The following is a 21,017-nucleotide window of genomic DNA, read 5'->3' as shown; positions in this document are numbered from 1 at the left end:
CGATAATTTTAATTTATCAATCAATTTTATCAAAAAAAATTATTGTTTTGAAAATCAAATCATTATTTCTTCTTTTCCAAATTACCCGCTACACGATAGCGCAGTATTTTTTGAAGCAATTCTTTGGGAAGTGGTTTTTCGGGTGTGAATTGAATAGTACCCGCTGAGGTTTTGAAGTCTTTGAGTTCGGTTGCAAAATCGATTATGGTTTGGGCATTCCAAGGAAAGAAACTGCAGTGATTTTTAAAAGCGGCAAAACCACCAATCATTCCGTGACAATGGTAGGCGGGCATTTTATAGCTGATGAATTCTACTGCTTCGGGAACAGTATTTTTTATGATTTGGCGTACACGCTCTAAAGCAATTTGTTGCTCTATGGGTAAGTTGGCTATGTATTGGTTTACGCCTTCGGTGTCGTTGGGTTTAGTTGCTGCCATTGTCATTCAATTTGTTTCAAAAATAATAAAAGTTTTACCTCTCACGAAAACAAAGTTTGATTTTCGGGTTTTCAATTTGTACTTTTGGATTCAATTCAATCAGCAGATTAATCGTCGTTTACCATGAAAATAGTCATTTCCCCAGCCAAGTCGTTGAACTTCGAAAAAGAATTGCCTACAACGCAATTCACGCAACCGAGTTTGTTGAAAGAGTCTAAAAAAGTACATGCGGTTTTGAAACAAAAATCGCCTACCGAATTAACTGATTTGATGTCGATTTCGGATAAATTGGCCGACTTGAATTGGCAACGCAATAAGGCATGGAAAACGCCTTTCAATCCTACTAATTCACGTCCTGCAGTCTATGCTTTCGACGGAGAAGTATATAACGGTTTGGATGCCTATTCCATTCCTTTAGAAAAGTTAGACTTATTACAAGAACGTTTGCGCATTTTGTCAGGTTTGTACGGCGTTTTGAAACCTTTAGATTTGATGCAAGCCTACCGTTTGGAAATGGGGACCAAATTGCCCATTGGCGAAAGCAAGAATTTGTATGATTTTTGGAAAAAAACGGTAACGGCTAGTTTGAATAAAGAACTCAAAAAAGGAGAGTTGTTTGTCAACTTGGCAAGCAATGAATATTTTTCCGTTATTGATACCAAAGCACTAAAAGTACCTGTTATTACCCCCGACTTTAAAGACTACAAAGACGGCAAATTAAAGATGATTAGTTTCTTTGCGAAAAAGGCGAGAGGCATGATGGTACGGTACATAATAGATACCAATGCTGAAACTATCGAAGACCTAAAAGGCTTCAACTACGAAGGCTATCAATTTGACGCCAATTTATCTAAAGGAAACCATCTGGTTTTTACGAGGTAATTCTATTCTCCAAATGCTTTCCGAGTTTTATTTAGTGCATTGCTTCGGCTGGATCGATTTTGTTTTTCCCTTTTTTTATTAAAAAAATAATCGGAATACAACAAAGGAAAAGAATTCCGAGGTACATAAACACATCCATATAGGCCATAACCGTAGCTTGTTTCATTACCGAATAATCAAGTATTTGATACGCTTTTTTCAAGGCTTCATTACTGCTATACCCTTTGGACATAAATCCCTTTTGAAGTAAAGCAATACGTTGTTGAACATTCGTTTTGGTTGGGTCTAAATGTGCTAATAAATTTACTCGGTGTTCTTGACTGAATCTAGAAATGAAAGTAGTAATAATTGCAATCCCAAAAGAGCCTCCCAGCTGACGCATCATTCCTGTAAAAGCAGCTCCCTCACCGATACTTCTTCCTTTTAAAGTAGATAGCGATAGGGTAGTGATTGGCACAAAAAGCAATCCCAATCCAATTCCTCTTAAAATTAAAGGCCAAAACAAATGTTCTGTTCCAGTATCGGGTGTCATTCGGTTGTACATCATGAAGGTAAAGAAGAAGAATATTAAGAATCCTACTCCAACCATATACCCCTGAGGAATGCCTTTCTGAATCATTTTACCAATTATTGGCATCATGAATGCAGTGGTGATCGAACCTGGAATTAATAATAAACCGGCATCGGTGGCGGTCCAGCCCAAAATGGCTTGAGTGTAAATGGGAATGATTAAAGTTGATCCGTACAAACCAAAACCAAGAATAAAACACATCACGATTCCGATTCGTAAATTACCATCTTTTAACACACTTAGGTTGACAATTGGGTGTTTGTAGGTGAGTTCTCTCCATACAAAAAAGAGTAATCCAAAAACGGATACAATACTTAAAACTAAAATAGTAGAATCATTAAACCAGTCGTCTTGTTGACCGTGTTCCAAAACATATTGTAGCGAACCAATAAATGCGGTTAAAAGAAATATTCCCAACCAATCGACCTGGTGTGCTTTTAGTTTTTCGCCGTATTTAGGACTTCTAACAAATGAGAAAGCTAAAATTGCGGCTACAATACCAATTGGAATGTTGATGTAAAAAATATATGGCCAAGAAAAATTATCCACGATATAACCTCCCAAGGGCGGACCCAAGGTAGGTCCAACAATAACCCCCATTCCGTATATGGCTTGTGCCATTCCACGTTTAGCTGCAGGATAACTTTCGGTAATGATAGTTTGAGCGGTTACCAATAATGCACCACCTCCAAGACCTTGAATAAATCGGTAGATAATTAGTTCCCAAATCGTACCTGCATTCCCACATAAAAAGGAAGCAGTTGTAAAAAGAACAATAGAAACTACAAAATAATTCCGTCTGCCGAATTGTTGCGATAGCCAACTCGTCATGGGTATGACAATTACATTGGCGATAGCGTAAGCCGTAATTACCCAAGCCACATCGTTTAGGGTGGCTCCGAGACTTCCACGCATATTAGTCAGCGCCACATTGACAATTGTAGTGTCTACAATTTCAAGCAAGGCACAAAGTACTGCTGTAATCGTAATAACTACACGTCGATAGCCGTATTCTACTAAATCGTCAGCTTGCACCATTTTATTGTAAATGTACGTCAACATCCGCGTTCATACCCGGACGTAATAATTGTATTTTTTTTGGATCGTTGGTGGTGTCTAAACTAATTTTGACAGGCAAACGTTGAATAGTTTTAACAAAATTTCCAGTAGCATTATCTGGAGGAAGTAATGAAAAACGGGAACCAGTTGCTGGAGAAAAAGAAGCTATGGTTCCTTGGAAATCATAATCTGGATAAGCGTCTACTTTAATGGTTACTTTTTGTCCTTCGACCATTTTGTTCAATTGCGTTTCTTTGAAATTAGCAATCACCCATGCCGAGGCATTATTGATAATTTGGAACAAGGATTGTCCTGCTTGTACCAATTGGCCTGGTTGAATATCTACTTTAGATACTTGTCCGTCAATAGCCGCAGTAATTACTGTATACGTTAAGTTCAATTGAGCCGCTTCAAGTTGCGCTTGGGCTCTTTTGATATTCGCAGCAGCAACATCAGTTTGTTTGTTAGATACTTTTGATTTGGCTTCAATCACTGATTTTTGGAAACTACTCGCTTTTTCTTGTTGTTGCAAAATGCGTACTTGTGTTTCTGCTTCTTGTTTAGCAGCCAAAGCTTGTTCGTACTGTTGTTTGGTAATTGAATGATTTTTGTACAAATTGTTGTATCTGTTATAATCACTAGTTAAGCGACCTAAACGTATTTTTGCAGCTTCAATATTTCCTCCAGCTGATTGTACGTTTGCATTAGAAACGGCTATACTAGCCAATGCACCACTAATATCGGCTTTTGATACTTCAAAACTACTTTCGGCAGCAACAAGAGTAGCTTTGGCTTCTTCGATTTTAATTTTAAAGTCTCTTTGATCAATTGTAAATAAGGTATCTCCTTTTTTTACATAATCGTTGTCTTTTACATACACTTTATCCACATATCCTGAAACTCTTGGGATAATCGGATTCATTTTTTTCTCAATCTGAGCATCATCGGTTAGCTCGTGGGATTGTGCATGTAGGTATTTGTAGGTTCCATAAGAACCACCCACAATGATTAGTGTTAAAAATATAGTGATGAACTTTTTATTGGTATTTTTCTTTTCCATGTCTGGGGTTGATTATAGTTTTGAAATAGTGAAAGTAGCAGTTAATTGCCCTGTTGCATTCAGTAAGGCGTAGTATTTTTGAATGATATTGGCTTTGGCTAATGTTTTATTAATATTGGCGCTTAGTTGTTCTACGTCGGCTTCTAATAAATCATTGGTATTGGCTAAGCCGTTATCGTATTTGTCTTTGATGATTCGGTAATTTTCAGATGATTGCGCAACGGATTCCGCATAAACTTCATTTTGTTGGATAGCCAAATGGTAATCCTCTATTGCTTTTTGAACTTCAATTTTGATATAATCCGTTAGCATAGCTTCTGAATTTTTAATTTCAGTCAGTTTACTTTCAGCTAATTTTACTGCAGCATCATTTTTAAAAATAGAACTCAAATCATAAGATATTCCCATACCAAAGTTCATTGCATTTTGTACCGTTACCACATTTTTAAGATCTAACATGACATAACCACCAATAAAATTGATAGTTGGGTAATAATTCCCTTTGGCTAATTGGACATTCACTTTGCTTGCTTTTCCTTGTAATTGAATGGCTTGCAAATCTTTTCGGTTAGCTAATGCAGGTTCTTCATTGGTTGGGATATTGTCCATTTTGAAATTAGCAAAATCACTTTCCCGAATTTCTAATTGGGTACCCGCAGGGAGTTTTAATAAAGTGATTAATTGAAAGTTGATGGTATTTTCATGATTCATTTCTTCTACAATCGATAACTTGATTTTAGAGACTTGCAATTGTGCTTTCAATAAATCATTTCGAGCAATGATTTCATTTTTTTCTAATTCGCCAAAATCATAGGCACGTTGTTCTGCTCTTTTTTGGTTTTCTTTCAAAAGTGCTATAGTTTTTTGCGCTTTGAATAAACGAGCATACAAATTTATCACTTGAATCGCCACCTCTTCTTTAGTATGCAAAGTATTGGCTGCCTCAGCTTGGTATAAATTGTCGTGTAACTGAATGTTATTTTGCACTTTAAATCCTGCAAAAATGGGTAAAGTTGCATTGGCTTGTCCAATGATTAATTGGTCAACGATTGGCAAAGTACCAGAATTGGAATTTTGTGTTGACTTTAAATCGATAGCCGCATTAGCCAATCGTTGGTATTGTCCCGAAATTTTAAATTCAGGATACTGATTGTTCTTAGCCGACTGTAATTCGTATTTCTTTGAGAGCACCTTGGCATTTGCCAATCCTACTTCGTTACTATTGTCCCAAGCCAAATGAACTGACTCTTCTAGTGTCAGACTTCTTTTTCCTTGAGCAGCTATGGTGTTTATCCCAAAAATGGATAGTCCAACGAGCAAGAATCGATTAATTTTCTTCATGTATCAGTAATGCTTTTATGGTTTGTTGAATGTGATTTGTTAATTCGTTTGTAATATAGTTTTCAAAAGATTCTTTCGTTTTTAACTGAAGCACTTCTTCAAAAAAGGGCTTGTTCATTTGAAAATGAAAGAAGGTTCCTAAAATTGTTGGGGTGAGAAGGGGAACAATGATGTCTTTTCTAAATACTCCTTTTTTCTGTCCTTCTGCAATGATGGTTTCCAGTGTTTTAAGATTGCCTTTTTTTAACTCTGCAAATGCAGCTAAACTCTTGGCTCTTTTTTCCGAATTGAATTCAAAATGGATAATGCGATAAATACCTTTGTTTTTATTAATTCGATTGATGTATAAGGCAATCAGTTTATTGATTTTGTCAATAGGTGCTAATTCTTCTACAATTAAATGATCCAATTGATTTTTTAGATCTGAAGTTCTGTAAAAAAGCAAAGATTCCAATAAACGTTCTTTCGAACCAAAATAATACGAAATCATGGCAATATTGATCTTCGCTACTTTTGAAATATCCCGAATGGAAGTGCCTTCAAAACCCTTATCGGCAAATAAGTTTTCTGCGGCTTCTAAAATATGGATCTGTTTGTCAGTGAAATTACTTTTCAATGCAGTTTTATTTATCGAAAACAAAATTAAACAACCGTTTAATTAAACAGTTGTTTAAATGTAATTTAACATTTTTTTAACAAAAATTAAAAGAATTAAAATCGAAACGAATTAAATAAAAAATGCCTCTAACAGATGTAGAGGCATAGATGACAATTTTGTTTCGGACTATCGAATCCCATTTACAAATTCTTCGATTTTTCCTGTCCCATTCTGTGTAAGATGATTAATGAATGCACTTCCAATAATGGCACCTTTGGCAAATTGTGTTGCCTGTTTAAAGGTTTCAGCATTGTTGATTCCAAATCCAATGATTTGCGGGTTATTCAAATTCATGCCGGCTATTCGCTTGAAATAATTTTCTTGTGTGTTTCCAAAACCTGTTAGCGAACCCGTCACACTTGCTGAACTCACCATATAAATAAATCCGTCCGATACGCTGTCAATAAAACGGATACGTTCTTCTGCCGTTTGTGGAGTGATTAAGAATATGTTGATCAGTCCGTACTTCTCGAAAGTGGCTTTGTATTGGTCTGCATAGACATCCACAGGTAGGTCTGGGATGATTAAACCGTCAATGCCTATTTCAGCACATTTCTTACAGAATTCTTCCACACCATACTGCAACATTGGGTTAAAATACCCCATAATCACTAATGGGATGGAAACCGTTTTTCGAATGTCTTTCAATTGGTCAAACAATACTTGAGTTGTCATTCCATTATGTAAAGCCTGGGTGGAACTCGCTTGAATCGTTGGTCCATCTGCCAATGGATCGCTAAAAGGCAACCCAATTTCGATCATATCAACTCCACTTTTTTCCAAATCTTGAATGATTTGTACGGTATCATTTAGGCTTGGATAACCCGCAGAAAAATATATGGATAGTATTTTTTTATTCTCTTGTAATTTTTGATTGATTCTGTTCATGTTATAATTTAAAATAATCAATATAAGTATTCAAATCTTTGTCGCCACGTCCCGATAAATTAATTACGACCACATCATTTGGTTTGAATTTCATTTCGTCCAAAACCGCAAAGGCATGCGCCGTTTCGATTGCCGGAATGATACCTTCTAATTTAGATAATTCCAATCCCCAATGCATCGCTTGTTCATCGGTAATTGAGATGAATTGTGCTCTACCGGTTGCATATAAATTGGCGTGCATTGGTCCTACACCAGGATAATCCAGTCCTGCTGAAATAGAGTAGGGTTCTGTTATTTGACCGTCTGGGGTTTGCATCAATAAGGTTTTACTCCCATGAATAACACCTACTTTTCCTAAAGCGGAGGTAGCGGCACTTTCACCGGAATGTACTCCTAATCCTGCTGCTTCTACAGCAATGATAGTAACGTCTTTTTCATCCAAAAAGTGGTAATAGGCTCCTGCAGCATTACTACCTCCACCGACACATGCAATCACATAATCTGGATTTTCTTTTCCTTCTTTTTCCAATAATTGGCTTTTGATTTCTTTCGAAATTACCGATTGGAATCGCGCTACCATGTCCGGATAAGGATGTGGTCCCACTACAGAGCCAATAATGTAATAGGTATCAACCGGATTGTTAATCCAATCGCGAATCGCTTCGTTTGTAGCATCTTTTAAGGTACGTGAACCCGACATGGCCGGTCGTACTTCGGCTCCTAACATCTTCATACGAGCTACATTGGGTGCTTGTCGTTTGATATCAATTTCACCCATGTACACAATACATTCCAATCCCATTAAAGCACAAACAGTTGCGGTAGCTACACCGTGTTGACCAGCTCCCGTTTCGGCAATAATTCGCTTTTTCCCTAAACGTTTGGCTAATAAAATTTGCCCAATGGTATTGTTTACTTTATGCGCTCCTGTATGGCACAAATCTTCTCTTTTGAGGTAGACTTTGGTATTGTATTTTTCTGATAAACGTTTTGCAAAATAAAGTGGAGTAGGGCGTCCCACATATTCTTTTAACAAATCGTCAAACTCAGCTTGAAACTCAGGTTCAGCCGTTATTTTTAAATAATTTTGACGTAATTCTTCTACATTGGGGTATAACATTTCAGGAATGTAAGCTCCTCCAAATTCTCCGTAATACCCTTTTTCATTGACGTTGTAACTCATGTTGTACTTATTAAAAGTTTATTTTTTGTTTAAAACGATCTAATTCTTCTTTGTTTTTTAATCCGGCTTCGATTTCAAATTTACTATTTACATCAATAGCAATAATGGGTAAATCGGTTTTTAGTATTTGTTTGACCAAATCGATTTCATCCAATCCAATGCCGCCACTTAAAAAAAATGGTTTTTGCGATGGATATTGTTCCAGTACTTTCCAATCGAAAGTGGTTCCATTGCCTCCAGGTAGTTTTCCTTTGGTGTCAAAAAGGAAATAATCACAAACCGTTTCGAAAGGCTCTAATTGGTTAAAATCAAATGTGTCATCCACCGAAAACACCTTGATAATTTCAGTCGTATTAGCCAAAGTATTTTTTAACTCATGGCAAAAAGCTACTGATTCCTGTCCGTGCAATTGAACCGCTTGCAAATCGTGTTTCAATACCTGTGCTTCAATTTCTTCTTTATTAGCATTGACAAAAACTCCAATTTTTTTAATGCTTTGGGGCAAAGTAGGTAGGGTTCCATCAAAATAGCGTGCCGACTTTTCCCAGAATATAAAGCCCATATAATCGGGTAGGAGCGTTCCTACTTCGAGAATATTGTCGGGGTATTTCATGCCGCAGATCTTGAGTTTCATACTTACTTTAATTGAGCTATAAATTCTTTAGCCGCTTGACCTGCATTGTCGGTTTTCATAAAGTTTTCACCAATTAAAAACCCTTGATAGCCATACGGTTTTAATTCGGTTATCGCTTCAATAGAAGAGATTCCACTTTCGGACACCTTTACAAAGTCGTTCGGAATTTGGGCTGCCAATTCTTTACTGAAATCCAAACTCACTTCAAAGGTTTTCAGATTTCGGTTGTTGACTCCAATCATGTCCAAACTTGGCATAATCGATTTCTCTAATTCTTCTTGATTGTGCACTTCCAGAAGGACTTCCAATCCTAAACGATGTGCAAATTCAGACAAACTCTTGATTTCTTCCCGGCTCAACACCGCAGCAATTAGCAGAATTAAATCAGCTCCGTGGGCTTTGGCTTCCAAGATTTGGTATTCGTCTACTATGAATTCTTTTCGTAATAGCGGAATGTTGACTGTAGCTCTAGCTAACAACAAATCGTCTAATGATCCACCAAAATATTTGCCATCTGTTAAAACTGAAATACCACAAGCACCAGCCGTTTCATAACCTTTGACTACTTCTTCTACGGTAAAACCGTAATTGATTTCAGCTTTTGAAGGGGAACGTCGTTTGTGTTCGGCAATAATTCCAGAATTACTGTTGCGTAAATTATGGCTCAACGAAATAGTTTGTTTTTCAAAGAATACCGATGCTTCCAATTGGGAAACTGGAATAATCGATTTTTTGAGCACTACCTCTCTTCGTTTGTCGAATATTATTTTGTCGAGTATGTTCATTCGATAATTATTTACTTAATTCTTGTAACGTTTTTAAGGCTTGCAATCCTTTTCCAGAGAACAAACTCTCTTTGGCTAATTCAAACCCTTCTAAAGGACTGCATTGGGTTACCGTTGCAATCGCCATTGCTGCATTGGCACAAACCACATTGTTTTGTGCTTCAGTTCCTTTTCCTGAAATAATATCCGTAAACAATTGGGCTGATGCTTCAATGGTTTTACCTCCTTCAATTTCGGTTTGAGACAATAAACGCACCCCAAAATCATCCGGATTCAGCATTAATTCTTTGGTATTCGTAATGCATTTGGTTGGGCAAGTTAAGGATACTTCGTCATAGCCGTCAAGTGAATGCAAAATGGTAAAATTTCTATCGGTGTTTTGGTACAAATACGCATACATTCGAGCCAATTCTAAATTAAAAACACCTACCAACTGATTCTGAGGGAAAGCGGGATTTACCATAGGTCCCAGCATATTGAAGAAAGTTTTCACCCCTAATTCTTTTCGAATAGGACCTACATTTTTCATAGCTGGGTGGAAGAGCGGTGCATGCAAAATACAGATTCCTGCTTTCTCCATACATTTTTCTAAGAAACCAGCATCATTACTGAATTTGATTCCCATTTTTTCCATCACATTACTCGATCCTGAAATAGACGAAACACCATAATTCCCATGTTTTGCCACCTTGATTCCGGCTCCAGCAGCTACAAAAGACGCCAAAGTCGAAATATTGAAGGTGTCTTTTCCATCACCACCTGTTCCGCACAAATCGATTGTATTATAAGCTGATAAATCGACACGGATACACAAATCCAATAAAGCTTCACGAAAACCGGCTAATTCTTCGATGCTAATGCTACGCATCATATAGACCGTTAGGAAAGAGGCAATTTGGCTTGGGTTGTAGGCTCCGTTGGAGATGTTTACCAAGACATTTTTTGCTTCTTCTTTCGAAAGCAGTTCATGATTGATCAGTCTGTTGAGTATGTTTTTCATTTTCTTATTTTAAGCTTTCACCCAATTTTCTAACATTTTCTTTCCGTTAGGAGTCAAGACACTTTCTGGGTGAAATTGTACTCCTCTAACATCATAGGTTTTATGGCGGAGCGACATCACTTGTCCGTTGGCGTCAAATGAAGTAGCTTCCAAACAATCGGGTAGGTTAGTATCGACTACCCAAGAATGGTAACGTCCTACTTCAAATTCGTTGTCTAAGCCTTCAAAAAGCAATTCGTCGTTCACCGCTTTAGTGACATTTGTCGCTACACCATGATAGACTTTGTCTAAATTGGAAAGTGTTCCGCCATAGACTTCACCAATCGCTTGTTGTCCTAGGCATACGCCAAAAATACTTTTGGTCGGTCCGTACTGCTGAATGACTTGTTTCAAAAAACCCGCTTCATCAGGAATTCCAGGACCTGGCGACAATAAAATTTTGTCAAAACGAGCAATTTCTTCCATTTCAAATTCATCATTTCTATACACTGTTACCTCGCAATCTAAGTCTTCTAAATAGTGAACTAGATTGTAGGTGAAGCTATCGTAATTGTCTATGACTAATATCTTTTTCATTGTGTTCATTTTAAATTGTTTCTGCCAAATCCAAAGCCGTATTCAAGGCTCGTAATTTGTTGTACACTTCTTGCATTTCGCTTTCTTCATCCGAATCGGCTACGATTCCAGCACCGGCTTGACAATGTAATTGGTGGTTTTTACTCAAGAAAGTACGAATCATAATCGCATGATTGAAATTGCCTTTGAAATCCATAAATCCGATGGCACCTCCATAAAAGTTACGATTGGTTTTTTCATAGTCTTCAATCAATTGCATAGCACGATGTTTGGGTGCACCACTTAAGGTTCCTGCTGGAAAAGTATCGGCTACTACTTGCATCGTAGAGGCTTTGTCGTGCAAATGTCCCGTTACTTTGGATACTAAATGAATTACATGCGAAAAGAATTGTACTTCTCTATATTTTTCAACCTGCACATCGTGACCGTTGCGGCTTAAATCATTTCGAGCCAAATCCACCAACATCACATGTTCGCTATTTTCTTTTTTATCTTCAGATAATTGTTTGGCCAATACCGCATCTTTTTCATCATCGCCTGTTCTTTTGAAGGTTCCTGCGATGGGGTGAATTTCGGCTTTACGGTCTTTTACAATAATTTGAGCTTCGGGTGAAGAACCGAATATTTTGAAATCACCATAATCAAAGAAGAATAGATAAGGCGATGGGTTAATGCTGCGCAACGCACGGTATACGTTGAATTCGTCTCCTTTAAATCCTTGGGTGAAACGTCGTGATAAAACCAATTGGAACACATCGCCACGGTAGCAATGTTTTTTGGTCAAAGCCACATTGTGCTTGAACTCTTCGTCGGTTAAATTAGAAAAACCTTCACCGTCTTTGGTGAAAGAATAGGAAGCTATATTTCTGGATTGCAATAATTGTTCGATTTCTGAAATGTTATTTTTCCCATCCAAACTATGGCAGAAAATATAGGCTTCATTTTTGAAATGATTGATGGCAATGATGTTTTGGTAAACCGCATAATACACATCAGGAATGGTATTGCTATTTTCTTTTTTGGCGATACTTACTTTTTCAAAATAGCGAACGGCATCATACGAAATGTAACCAAATAAGCCATTGTTAATGAATTTGAAATCATTCTTTTCCGATTCAAATTGTCCTGAGAATTGCTGAATTACCTCTGGAATATCAGTTGTAGCATCGATAGCGATTTTTTCTGTACTTCCGTCAGGATAGCTTTTAAAAATAGTTTCGTTTTCTATTTTAATGGAAGCAATCGGATTGCAACAGATGTACGAAAAACTATTATCGTTTCCGTGGTAGTCACTACTTTCTAATAGTAAGCTATTCGGGAATTTATCGCGAATTTTCAAATAAACACTCACCGGCGTAATCGTGTCGGCTAGGATTTGTTTGTAATGGGTATTTAAAATAAATGATTTCAAACTATTCATTTTTATATTGTTATCAAAAGCATAAAAAAGATATGAAAAAAGGCTTGTCGTCATGACAAGCCTTTTATATTGATAGTTATACTATAGGAGCTTTGTTCACGACGACTGACGTAAATTGTTCCACCACCAAGTATTGTTTGTATTCGTTATCATAATCTTTTTATGTGTTGACAAATATATAAAGGTTATTCCATTAACCCAATATAAAAAAGCGAAAAAAAATTATTTTTTTTCGCTTTTTTGTTAAATTAAGAAACCAATTCGGCTTGATTTCTAAAGACCAATTGTCCATCAAAAGCATCCAAAAGAATAATACTTTCAGTTTTGATGGCTCCTGCCAAAATTTCTTTAGACAATTGGTTCAATACTTCTCTTTGAATCACACGCTTCACGGGTCTAGCTCCGAATTGTGGATCATAGCCTTTTTGCGACAAATAGTCAATCGCTTCTGGAGTCGCATCCATGGTAATACCTTGTTGCGCTAACATTTTGGTTACCGATTTCAATTGTAAGCCTACGATTTGTGCAATATTAGCTGGAGTCAAAGGCGTAAACATTACAATTTCGTCAATACGATTGATGAATTCAGGTCGCACCGTTTGTTTCAATAAACCCAAGACTTCCACTTTAGCAGATTCTGTAGCTCCTTCGACACTTCCTTTCAAGTTGTCAAAAGTGTCTTGAATGATTTGGCTACCCATATTCGACGTCATGATGATAATCGTGTTTTTGAAGTCGGCGAGACGTCCTTTGTTATCGGTCAAACGTCCTTCGTCCAAGACTTGTAACAAGATGTTAAACGTATCTGGATGCGCTTTTTCAATTTCGTCCAACAAGATCACAGAGTAGGGTTTTCTGCGCACAGCTTCGGTTAACTGTCCGCCTTCGTCATAGCCTACATATCCTGGAGGCGCTCCTACCAAACGACTTACCGAGTGGCGTTCTTGGTATTCGCTCATGTCAATTCGGGTCATGGCATTTTCATCGTCAAATAAATATTCCGCAAGTGCTTTTGCCAATTCGGTTTTTCCCACCCCCGTTGTTCCCAAGAAAAGAAAAGTACCCACAGGTTTTTTCATGTCTTGTAAACCAGCGCGACTTCTTCGCACCGCATCACTTACCGCTTCAATGGCTTCTTCTTGACCCACCACACGTTTATGTAATTCGGCTTCCAAATGCAAGAGTTTTTCTCTTTCGCCTTGCAGCATTTTCATCACCGGAATTCCAGTCCATTTGGCTACGACTTCGGCAATATCTTCGCGGGTAACGACTTCTTTTATTAAGGAAGTTCCCGATTGATTTTCTTGCAATTGTTTCACCAATACATCCAAGCGTTCTTGGGCCTCTTTGATTTTTCCGTAACGAATTTCGGCTACTTTTCCGTAGTCGCCATCACGTTCGGCACGTTCGGCTTCGTATTTGAAATCTTCAATTTCGGTTTTTACCGCTTGAATATTGTCTACCACATCTTTTTCAGATTTCCATTTGGCATAAATCTCGTTGCGGTCTTCTTTTAAATTGGCCAAATCCATGCCCAAAACTTTCAGCTTACTTTCGTCTTTTTCGCGTTTGATAGCTTCAATTTCGATTTCTAATTGCATGATTTTTCGATCCAAAACATCTAATTCTTCGGGTTTTGAATTGATTTCCATACGCAATTTAGAAGCCGCTTCGTCCATTAAATCAATCGCTTTGTCTGGTAAAAAACGGTTGGTAATATAGCGTTGCGATAATTCGACCGCTGCAATGATTGCCTCATCTTTGATTTGCACTTTATGGTGCGTTTCGTATTTTTCTTTGATTCCACGTAAGATCGAAATCGCACTTTCGGTATCTGGTTCTTCTACAATTACTTTTTGGAAACGTCTTTCTAACGCTTTATCTTTTTCAAAATATTTTTGGTATTCGTCCAAAGTCGTTGCCCCAATCGCGCGCAATTCGCCACGTGCCAAAGCGGGTTTCAAAATATTTGCTGCATCCATAGCCCCTTCGCCACCGCCAGCTCCCACTAAAGTGTGAATTTCGTCAATGAAAAGGACAATATCCCCTTCGGCAGCAGTCACTTCTTTCACCACTGATTTCAAACGTTCTTCAAATTCGCCTTTGTATTTAGCACCCGCAATCAAGGCGCCCATATCGAGAGAGAAGACGATTTTGTCTTTCAAGTTATCCGGTACATCGCCATCTACAATTCGGTGCGCTAAACCTTCGGCAATGGCAGTTTTACCCACGCCTGGTTCGCCCACTAGCATTGGATTGTTTTTGGTTCTACGGGTTAAAATTTGAAGCACACGACGAATTTCTTCATCACGACCAATAACAGGATCGAGCTTGCCACTTCGAGCCAAATCGTTCAGGTTTTTGGCGTATTTATTTAAAGCATTGTAGGTTTCCTCGGCAGAGGCAGAGGTTACTCTTTCGCCCTTTCTCATTTCGTCAATGGCGGCTTTTAGTCCTTTTTCGGTTACGCCTTGGTCTTTTAAGCTTTGAGCGATTTTACTTTTGGAACCAAAAATAGCGAGTACCAAATGTTCTACCGAAACGAATTCGTCGTTCATTTTTCCGGCTAAAATTTCGGCTTCGTTCAAAGTGGAGTTAGCTGTTCTTGATAACATAATATCGCCACCCGACACTTTTGGGAAACTTTGAATGGTACTTTCCAAGATTTGTTTGAAAAGCGACACATTCACATTCAATTTTTTTAATAAAAAAGGAGTCACATTTTCATCGACTTCTAAAAGTGCTTTGAATAGGTGTTCATTTTCGATTTGTTGTTGCCCTAATCCTTGCGCAATTTGTTGCGAAAGTTGGATGGCCTCTTGCGATTTGGTAGTAAATTTATTGATGTTCATTTTTGTCTTTTTTTTAAATTATTATTTAGGGTTAAATAACTAACTTCGCATCAAAATCGTCAATTGTTATTCCACTCTTAAATTTACGTCAATTTGACGTATATCAAGGGATTACAGCCGACAAAATGACTTAAAAAACGACAAAATGACTTTATTCAAATCTATTTTTGGAGATTCAGAAAATAATAATAGCAATGCATCCAAAATCAACTGGATCGAATTGACTGATTTAGGTCAGTTGAACGAAATAATGGATCTTTCTTATGAACAACCGGTTGTGATTTTTAAACATAGCACGCGTTGTAGTATAAGTCGCATGGCGTTGAAACAATTTGAGAATGAATTTGATTTGGAAGGCAGTGTCACTCCGTATTTTTTAGACTTACTAAATCACAGAGATATCTCGAATGAGATTGCGACTCGTTTTGAGGTGTACCATCAATCACCGCAATTGCTTTTGATTAAAGAAGGAAAATCAATCTATGATGCTTCGCATAGCGATATTGATGCTGTGGAGTTGAAGCGGAGAGTGTAGTTTTTTTAAATTAGTAGAAAATACTTAAGTTGTTGACTTTGAGTAGTTTTTGTTTGGCTGAATTTTATTTTGCTCGTTAGCGAGACTATTGAAAACTCTATTGATCATAGTTATTAATTATTTCACCAATATAGTTCATCGCCTTGTCGTAGGTCTCAATCCCATGTCCAACCTTTTTGTAAATCTTTACTTCTTTCAATGTCTTTATCTGTCTTTTGGCATTATTAACAGATTTTTGATATGGAAATAAAAGGTCTTTATCTCCAACAAGTAAAAATGTTTCTATTTTAACTTTTTCTAGTTCACTATTCATGTAATAAGGTTTTTGAGTCTTATCCTTGAAACGACTTATTGCGAATACTTCATAGTCTACAAGCATTTTTTCTGAAAACTCAGATAGCTTATGATTAGGTTTTGAAAAAATAGCTTTTTCAAGAAATTTTAATACATTTTGGGAAGTTGGTTTTAGGATGGGTAGAAGATTATAATAGAGATTTTTTAAGGTCAAAGAAAAAGGTTGTAAGCAACCAGGGTTTAGTAAAAATGCTGCCTTTATTCTTTCTGGACTTACTATTCCAAATTTCATACAAATTAATCCACCAAATGAAGCTCCAGCAATAAAAGCATTATCTATATTTAATCTGTCAAAAACTTCCGTTGCCCAAATACCGTAATCTAATGATCTAATGTCCGGAGTATCACCATCACTTAAATTGGGAAGTCCATTAGTTTCGACCATAAAAATTCTCATTTTATGATTTAAGTGGTCAAGACCTCTATCAAAGTCCCAAATCAATGAAGTAGTTCTAGCTCCTGGGAAAATGACTAATGTGTCTGAATATTCTTCGTTTGTATATAAACCCCAAACAATTGTTTTGCCAATTGAAGTTTCGATTTCATATCGCTCATATTTCCTACCGTTATTTTTTTCTAATTGTGATACCCAATTTTCAAAATAGTTTCGGTCTGTTTTTTCGTTTTTGAAGTGTGACTTACTGTATATCTTCATTTTTGTCTAAAATTTTATTTTTAAATTATCGCTATCTTGTTTATATGAGCTAAAACTATCGGTGATTTATTTATAATAGGCTTTATAAGTGAAGTTGCGTTTTTACTATATCATTTTCAAATATATTAATTATTGCATTAGAAATAATAAAATAGAATGTAAGCCTATTTGAAGTAGGGGTAGTCAAGGATTACTTTTTTCTACAATGATTTTGATAATTTCCTCTTTTGAAATCACTCCTGATTGTCTCCATAGTTGTTTACCGTTTTGGAATAGAATCATCGTAGGCACGCCACGCACTTGATATTGAGCTGCAACAGCTTGATTTTTATCCACATCAATTTTAATAATGGAAATGCGTTCGCCTAGATTGGTTTTTACGTCTTTTAAAATGGGCGCTAACATTTGGCAAGGTCCACACCATGTAGCAAAAAAGTCTACTAAAACGGTTTGGTCTGATTGTATGATTTGATTAAAGTTTCCCATAATTTATTTTTTAGAATTGGGTACAGCACAACCATTTGGTCCGCAACCCATATTAAAAATCACTTGAAATAAGAAAAAGGCTCCAAAAGCCACAAATCCCCATTCTCTCAATATATAGGCTTGAATGAAAAGGAAAATAGCGAAAGCCAAACGAACCCAACGCATTAGATGCCAATTGGTTAAAAGTAAATTTTTCATAAGCTACTAATTGGCTTTTATGATTTTGTATTTTTCGTCATAAGAAACGGTCTCTTGTAATTTTTGCAGAGCGACTTCTTTTTCGCTAGCGATAATTACCTCTGTGAAATTAGTATTCATATTGACATTCATTACCCTGTCTATTTCGGCTAATTTTTCAGAAACAGTCGCTTTACAACCAATACAGGTTATGCCTTCAAAGGTGTATAAATGAACTTCGGCTGCAGTGTTTTTTTCTAATTCAATGAACAATTCGGAATTGGCTCTTGGTGCAACCGAATTGGTACAGACTTCCATTTTGTTGATAGTGAACGCTCCTGAGAATAAATTAGTATACTCGGCTTTGTTACCACCAAAAGGAGGACCTTCTTCAAATTCTCGATTGAAAAGTAATCCTGCTATTTTCCCTTTAGGAGCTAATAGCTGGTGCATTTTCCAAACGTAATTGGGACGCATCGTTAGCGGAAGCGCACAGAAAAAAGTTTGTTCAATGATCCAATCATATTGTCCTTGGTGTTCAAAAAAGTCTCCTAAAATGATGTTGATATTGGGATGATTGTCAAATTTTTGTTTCAAAACAGCAATCAAGGTAGGCGCAATATCAATCACGGTAATATTGGTAAATCCTTGTTGCAACAGGTATTCTGCTTCATACGAATTTCCGCCACCTGGAATCAAAATAGCACTATTTTTATCTTGAATGCTATCAACGAATTCTTGGATAGGAGGGGAAACAGTTCCCAAATCCCATCCCGTTGCTTTAGCTTTGTATTGGGCATCCCAATAGTCTTGGTCTAAAGGCTTTTCGCAAGAAGTGACACAACATTTTAAATCTTCCATGGTATTTTATTTTAAAACTTTACTTTGACATACAAAATTAGTTTTGGGAACAGTCGTTTTTGCAATGGCATTGAAACCACCTTCTACTTCACTAAAATTTCTAAAACCGCGTGCTTCCAAAATAGAAGCTGCAATCATAGAACGATATCCTCCAGCACAATGCAAGAAAAAATGCTCTTCAGGATTGATGTCTTTAACCCATTCGTTGATATACGCTAAGGGTTTGCTGTAAGCGTCTTCGATATGTTCTGCTTCGTATTCGCTTTCTTTACGAATGTCGATAATTTTGCTTTCGCCAATGGTCACTTGTTTTTCAAACTCTTCCGCTGAAATTCGATTGACAGTATCAATATCATGTCCTGCATTTTTCCAAGCCTCAAATCCGCCTTCTAAATGCCCGATTAGGTTGTCAAAACCAACGCGGCTCAAACGAGTTACCGTTTCTTCTTCGCGTCCGTTAGCAGTAACTAATATAATCGGTTGTTTCACATCGGCAATTAAAGCACCTACCCATGGAGCAAAATCGCCATCGATTCCAATGTTAATAGATTGCGGAATAAAACCTTTACTAAAATCTCCATTGTTACGTGTATCTAGCAGTAACGCTCTGGTTTCTTCTATCATTACCTCTAATTGAGCTACAGGAATAGCGCGCATACCATGGTTTAAAACGGTTTCGAAACTTTCGTATCCTTTTTTGTTCATGGCTACATTCATCCCAAAATAAGCTGGAGGAGGCAATAAACCATCGGTAACTTCTTTGATGAATTCGGCTTCAGTCATATTGGCTCTCAAGGCATAATTCGTTGCTTTTTGGTTACCAATGGTAGAAACTGTTTCCTTACTCATGTTTTTTCCACAAGCACTTCCAGCGCCGTGAGCAGGGTATACAATAACATCATCGGCCAAAGTCATGATTTTATTGCGAAGCGAATGAAATAATGTAGCAGCCAATTCTTCTTGTGTCATCGAAGCCGCTTTTTGTGCCAAGTCCGGACGACCTACATCGCCAATAAATAAGGTATCTCCAGAAAAAATGGCGTGGTCTTTTCCGTTTTCGTCAATCAATAAGCACGTAGTACTTTCCATAGTGTGACCTGGAGTGTGGAGTACTTTGATTTTGATTTTCCCCACTTCAAAAACTTGTTCGTCAGCGGCAACTAGAGCTTCAAACTCCGGTTTAGCCGTTGGTCCATATACAATTTTTGCATTGGTCGCTTTAGCTAAATCTAAATGACCTGAAACGAAATCTGCATGGAAATGGGTTTCAAATATGTATTTTAAACTTACTTTGTCGCGTTCTAAACGATCTAAATACGGTTGTACTTCACGTAGCGGATCAATAATCGCTGCTTCTCCATTAGAAGTAATATAATAGGCTCCTTGAGCTAAACATCCAGTATAAATTTGTTCTATTTGCATGAGTGTAAATTCCTTATTTGATTACAAATGTAATTCAGATTATAGATTTTAAAAATTGATTTTTGTTTGAGTATTAGGTAAAGAAAATTTCTTTGGTAATAATATACATTCCCATGATTAAAACAAACCAACCAAAAATGGGTTTGAGTTGGCTGCTATCAATTCGTTTAGATAATTGAGTACCAATCAGCATACCTATAAAGGCAATGCCTGAAATAATTAGTAGAAACCCATAATCAATTGGAGTTCCTATGTATAAGTCGCCGCCAAATCCGATAGCTGAGTTGATGAAAATGATTAACAATGAGGTTCCAATAGCTTGTTTCATGGGTAATTTTGCGAAAAAAAGCAGAGCGGGTATAATTAAAAATCCGCCACCAGCACCCAAGAAGCCAGTTACAATTCCTACAAAAAACCCAATTACTCCCAATTGAATATAGTTGGTTTTTCCAGTTGTTGAAACTTCTTTACTTTTTCTAATCATTGAAATCGAAGCGGCCATCATCAGCAATGAGAATACGATCATAATTAAGAAACTCTTTGAAACTTGATAAGAAGCTATAGAAAAAAGTGTTTCGGCAATTTGTGGAAAAATTACTTCACGAATAATCAGAATTGAAAATATAGAGGGAACGGCAAAATACAAGGCTGCTTTTATTTGCAAATTTCCCATTCGATAGTGGCTAATACAACCTGATAATGAAGTGATACCAACTATAAATAAGGAATAACTGGTGGCTAATTCAGGATCAATTTTGAATAAATAGACCAATATCGGAATAGTAAGAATGGATCCACCACCTCCTATCAAACCAAGGGAAAGACCTATTATAATTGACGCAAAGTAGCCGATGTATTCCATATTTCGATAATTTTAATTACAAAAATGAACATTTTGAATCATACCAAATGTAACATTTGTCACAGTCTTAGCGGATCAATTTCTTAAATATTATTTTCAGCATATAGAAATTGGCTTAAATAGGATTTATACAACTATTAATTTCAATTCATTTTATCTCCACCACAACTAATTTTTCAAAAGAATTCTCCCGAAAGATCATTTTGTTGAATATAATGAAATCGGGAAATCGTTTTCGTTAAATTAGTTTTCAATTCGTAACTATCTCATCTGTTGTTTACTAAAAACATCGTATTTTTACAAAAACAAAATTATTTGA

21 protein-coding genes are annotated in these 21,017 nt (G+C 36.8%); 2 read left to right on the top strand and 19 right to left on the bottom strand.

Features of this window, described 5'->3' with window-relative positions; genetic code table 11:
• Window positions 1–62: 62 nt before the first annotated feature.
• Window positions 63–437, bottom strand: a complete 375-nt coding sequence (locus LPC21_RS09315; protein ID WP_229316888.1) for an iron chaperone — start codon at window positions 435–437, stop codon at window positions 63–65.
• A 123-nt stretch (window positions 438–560) separates the two neighbouring features.
• Between LPC21_RS09315 and yaaA the strand changes: the two genes are divergently transcribed.
• On the top strand, window positions 561–1,319 hold the full coding sequence (gene yaaA, locus LPC21_RS09310; protein ID WP_229316887.1) for a peroxide stress protein YaaA: 759 nt from the start codon (window positions 561–563) through the stop codon (window positions 1,317–1,319).
• Between the two features lie 31 nt (window positions 1,320–1,350).
• On the opposite strand, the gene LPC21_RS09305 is transcribed toward yaaA, so the two are convergent.
• From LPC21_RS09305 to clpB, 12 genes are all read right to left on the bottom strand, one after another.
• Window positions 1,351–2,952, bottom strand: a complete 1,602-nt coding sequence (locus LPC21_RS09305) for a DHA2 family efflux MFS transporter permease subunit (protein WP_420828056.1) — start codon at window positions 2,950–2,952, stop codon at window positions 1,351–1,353.
• Entirely contained in the window at window positions 2,930–4,009 is a 1,080-nt protein-coding gene (locus tag LPC21_RS09300) for an HlyD family secretion protein (RefSeq protein ID WP_229316886.1), read from the bottom strand. The genes LPC21_RS09305 and LPC21_RS09300 overlap by 23 nt, the downstream gene beginning before the upstream one ends.
• Before the next feature lie 12 nt (window positions 4,010–4,021).
• A complete protein-coding gene (locus tag LPC21_RS09295) occupies window positions 4,022–5,350 on the bottom strand; it encodes a TolC family protein (RefSeq protein ID WP_229316885.1) in 1,329 nt (442 codons plus the stop codon).
• A complete protein-coding gene (locus LPC21_RS09290; protein ID WP_229316884.1) occupies window positions 5,337–5,966 on the bottom strand; it encodes a TetR/AcrR family transcriptional regulator in 630 nt (209 codons plus the stop codon). Before LPC21_RS09290 ends, LPC21_RS09295 begins: the two co-directional genes overlap by 14 nt.
• 168 nt (window positions 5,967–6,134) lie before the next feature.
• Window positions 6,135–6,896 (bottom strand): tryptophan synthase subunit alpha, encoded by a 762-nt coding sequence (gene trpA / locus LPC21_RS09285; RefSeq protein WP_229316883.1) that lies wholly within the window; start codon window positions 6,894–6,896, stop codon window positions 6,135–6,137.
• A 1-nt stretch (window position 6,897) separates the two neighbouring features.
• Window positions 6,898–8,079, bottom strand: a complete 1,182-nt coding sequence (gene trpB / locus LPC21_RS09280) for a tryptophan synthase subunit beta (RefSeq protein WP_229316882.1) — start codon at window positions 8,077–8,079, stop codon at window positions 6,898–6,900.
• Between the two features lie 10 nt (window positions 8,080–8,089).
• Complete coding sequence (locus tag LPC21_RS09275) at window positions 8,090–8,713, bottom strand: phosphoribosylanthranilate isomerase (protein ID WP_229316881.1); 624 nt, start codon at window positions 8,711–8,713, stop codon at window positions 8,090–8,092.
• Window positions 8,714–8,715: 2 nt separating this feature from the next.
• Complete coding sequence (trpC, locus tag LPC21_RS09270; protein ID WP_229316880.1) at window positions 8,716–9,498, bottom strand: indole-3-glycerol phosphate synthase TrpC; 783 nt, start codon at window positions 9,496–9,498, stop codon at window positions 8,716–8,718.
• A gap of 7 nt (window positions 9,499–9,505) precedes the next feature.
• On the bottom strand, window positions 9,506–10,498 hold the full coding sequence (gene trpD / locus LPC21_RS09265) for an anthranilate phosphoribosyltransferase (protein WP_229316879.1): 993 nt from the start codon (window positions 10,496–10,498) through the stop codon (window positions 9,506–9,508).
• Between the two features lie 9 nt (window positions 10,499–10,507).
• On the bottom strand, window positions 10,508–11,074 hold the full coding sequence (locus LPC21_RS09260; RefSeq protein WP_229316878.1) for an anthranilate synthase component II: 567 nt from the start codon (window positions 11,072–11,074) through the stop codon (window positions 10,508–10,510).
• A gap of 10 nt (window positions 11,075–11,084) precedes the next feature.
• Window positions 11,085–12,485 carry an anthranilate synthase component I family protein gene (locus tag LPC21_RS09255; RefSeq protein WP_229318579.1) on the bottom strand — a complete coding sequence of 467 codons (1,401 nt, stop codon included), beginning with the start codon at window positions 12,483–12,485 and terminating at the stop codon, window positions 11,085–11,087.
• 257 nt (window positions 12,486–12,742) lie between these two features.
• Entirely contained in the window at window positions 12,743–15,346 is a 2,604-nt protein-coding gene (gene clpB, locus LPC21_RS09250) for an ATP-dependent chaperone ClpB (RefSeq protein ID WP_229316877.1), read from the bottom strand.
• A 145-nt stretch (window positions 15,347–15,491) separates the two neighbouring features.
• On the opposite strand from clpB, the gene ytxJ reads away from it, so the two are divergent.
• Window positions 15,492–15,881 carry a bacillithiol system redox-active protein YtxJ gene (gene ytxJ / locus LPC21_RS09245; RefSeq protein WP_229316876.1) on the top strand — a complete coding sequence of 130 codons (390 nt, stop codon included), beginning with the start codon at window positions 15,492–15,494 and terminating at the stop codon, window positions 15,879–15,881.
• Window positions 15,882–15,978: 97 nt separating this feature from the next.
• Here the strand turns inward: ytxJ and LPC21_RS09240 are convergent, their stop codons facing one another.
• From LPC21_RS09240 to LPC21_RS09215, 6 genes are all read right to left on the bottom strand, one after another.
• Complete coding sequence (locus LPC21_RS09240) at window positions 15,979–16,890, bottom strand: serine aminopeptidase domain-containing protein (RefSeq protein ID WP_229316875.1); 912 nt, start codon at window positions 16,888–16,890, stop codon at window positions 15,979–15,981.
• A 183-nt stretch (window positions 16,891–17,073) separates the two neighbouring features.
• Entirely contained in the window at window positions 17,074–17,376 is a 303-nt protein-coding gene (gene trxA / locus LPC21_RS09235; protein WP_229316874.1) for a thioredoxin, read from the bottom strand.
• A 3-nt stretch (window positions 17,377–17,379) separates the two neighbouring features.
• A complete protein-coding gene (locus LPC21_RS09230) occupies window positions 17,380–17,574 on the bottom strand; it encodes a hypothetical protein (RefSeq protein ID WP_229316873.1) in 195 nt (64 codons plus the stop codon).
• Between the two features lie 6 nt (window positions 17,575–17,580).
• Window positions 17,581–18,414: a methyltransferase domain-containing protein gene (locus LPC21_RS09225; RefSeq protein WP_229316872.1), complete on the bottom strand. Its 834-nt coding sequence runs from the start codon at window positions 18,412–18,414 to the stop codon at window positions 17,581–17,583.
• 6 nt (window positions 18,415–18,420) lie between these two features.
• Window positions 18,421–19,836, bottom strand: a complete 1,416-nt coding sequence (locus LPC21_RS09220; RefSeq protein WP_229316871.1) for an MBL fold metallo-hydrolase — start codon at window positions 19,834–19,836, stop codon at window positions 18,421–18,423.
• Window positions 19,837–19,909: 73 nt separating this feature from the next.
• The gene (locus LPC21_RS09215) at window positions 19,910–20,698 is read right to left on the bottom strand and encodes a sulfite exporter TauE/SafE family protein (RefSeq protein ID WP_229316870.1); all 789 of its coding nucleotides are present in this window, start codon (window positions 20,696–20,698) and stop codon (window positions 19,910–19,912) included.
• Window positions 20,699–21,017 lie beyond the last annotated feature (319 nt).

It is taken from the genome of Flavobacterium ammoniigenes (assembly GCF_020886055.1).
GTDB classification, from domain to species: domain Bacteria; phylum Bacteroidota; class Bacteroidia; order Flavobacteriales; family Flavobacteriaceae; genus Flavobacterium; species Flavobacterium ammoniigenes.
Note: the sequence above shows the minus strand (reverse complement) of the source record. Positions and strands in the feature narration are given on the sequence as shown.

Coding starts and splice junctions, on each gene's coding strand:
- trpD (WP_229316879.1), bottom strand. CDS start 10,498: ATGAAAAACATACTCAACAGACTGATCAATCATGAACTGCTTTCGAAA.
- LPC21_RS09260 (WP_229316878.1), bottom strand. CDS start 11,074: ATGAAAAAGATATTAGTCATAGACAATTACGATAGCTTCACCTACAAT.
- LPC21_RS09215 (WP_229316870.1), bottom strand. CDS start 20,698: ATGGAATACATCGGCTACTTTGCGTCAATTATAATAGGTCTTTCCCTT.
- LPC21_RS09240 (WP_229316875.1), bottom strand. CDS start 16,890: ATGAAGATATACAGTAAGTCACACTTCAAAAACGAAAAAACAGACCGA.
- LPC21_RS09305 (WP_420828056.1), bottom strand. CDS start 2,952: ATGTTGACGTACATTTACAATAAAATGGTGCAAGCTGACGATTTAGTA.
- LPC21_RS09230 (WP_229316873.1), bottom strand. CDS start 17,574: ATGAAAAATTTACTTTTAACCAATTGGCATCTAATGCGTTGGGTTCGT.
- yaaA (WP_229316887.1), top strand. CDS start 561: ATGAAAATAGTCATTTCCCCAGCCAAGTCGTTGAACTTCGAAAAAGAA.
- trpB (WP_229316882.1), bottom strand. CDS start 8,079: ATGAGTTACAACGTCAATGAAAAAGGGTATTACGGAGAATTTGGAGGA.
- LPC21_RS09295 (WP_229316885.1), bottom strand. CDS start 5,350: ATGAAGAAAATTAATCGATTCTTGCTCGTTGGACTATCCATTTTTGGG.
- LPC21_RS09315 (WP_229316888.1), bottom strand. CDS start 437: ATGGCAGCAACTAAACCCAACGACACCGAAGGCGTAAACCAATACATA.
- trxA (WP_229316874.1), bottom strand. CDS start 17,376: ATGGGAAACTTTAATCAAATCATACAATCAGACCAAACCGTTTTAGTA.
- LPC21_RS09300 (WP_229316886.1), bottom strand. CDS start 4,009: ATGGAAAAGAAAAATACCAATAAAAAGTTCATCACTATATTTTTAACA.
- ytxJ (WP_229316876.1), top strand. CDS start 15,492: ATGACTTTATTCAAATCTATTTTTGGAGATTCAGAAAATAATAATAGC.
- LPC21_RS09220 (WP_229316871.1), bottom strand. CDS start 19,836: ATGCAAATAGAACAAATTTATACTGGATGTTTAGCTCAAGGAGCCTAT.
- LPC21_RS09275 (WP_229316881.1), bottom strand. CDS start 8,713: ATGAAACTCAAGATCTGCGGCATGAAATACCCCGACAATATTCTCGAA.
- trpC (WP_229316880.1), bottom strand. CDS start 9,498: ATGAACATACTCGACAAAATAATATTCGACAAACGAAGAGAGGTAGTG.
- LPC21_RS09225 (WP_229316872.1), bottom strand. CDS start 18,414: ATGGAAGATTTAAAATGTTGTGTCACTTCTTGCGAAAAGCCTTTAGAC.
- trpA (WP_229316883.1), bottom strand. CDS start 6,896: ATGAACAGAATCAATCAAAAATTACAAGAGAATAAAAAAATACTATCC.
- clpB (WP_229316877.1), bottom strand. CDS start 15,346: ATGAACATCAATAAATTTACTACCAAATCGCAAGAGGCCATCCAACTT.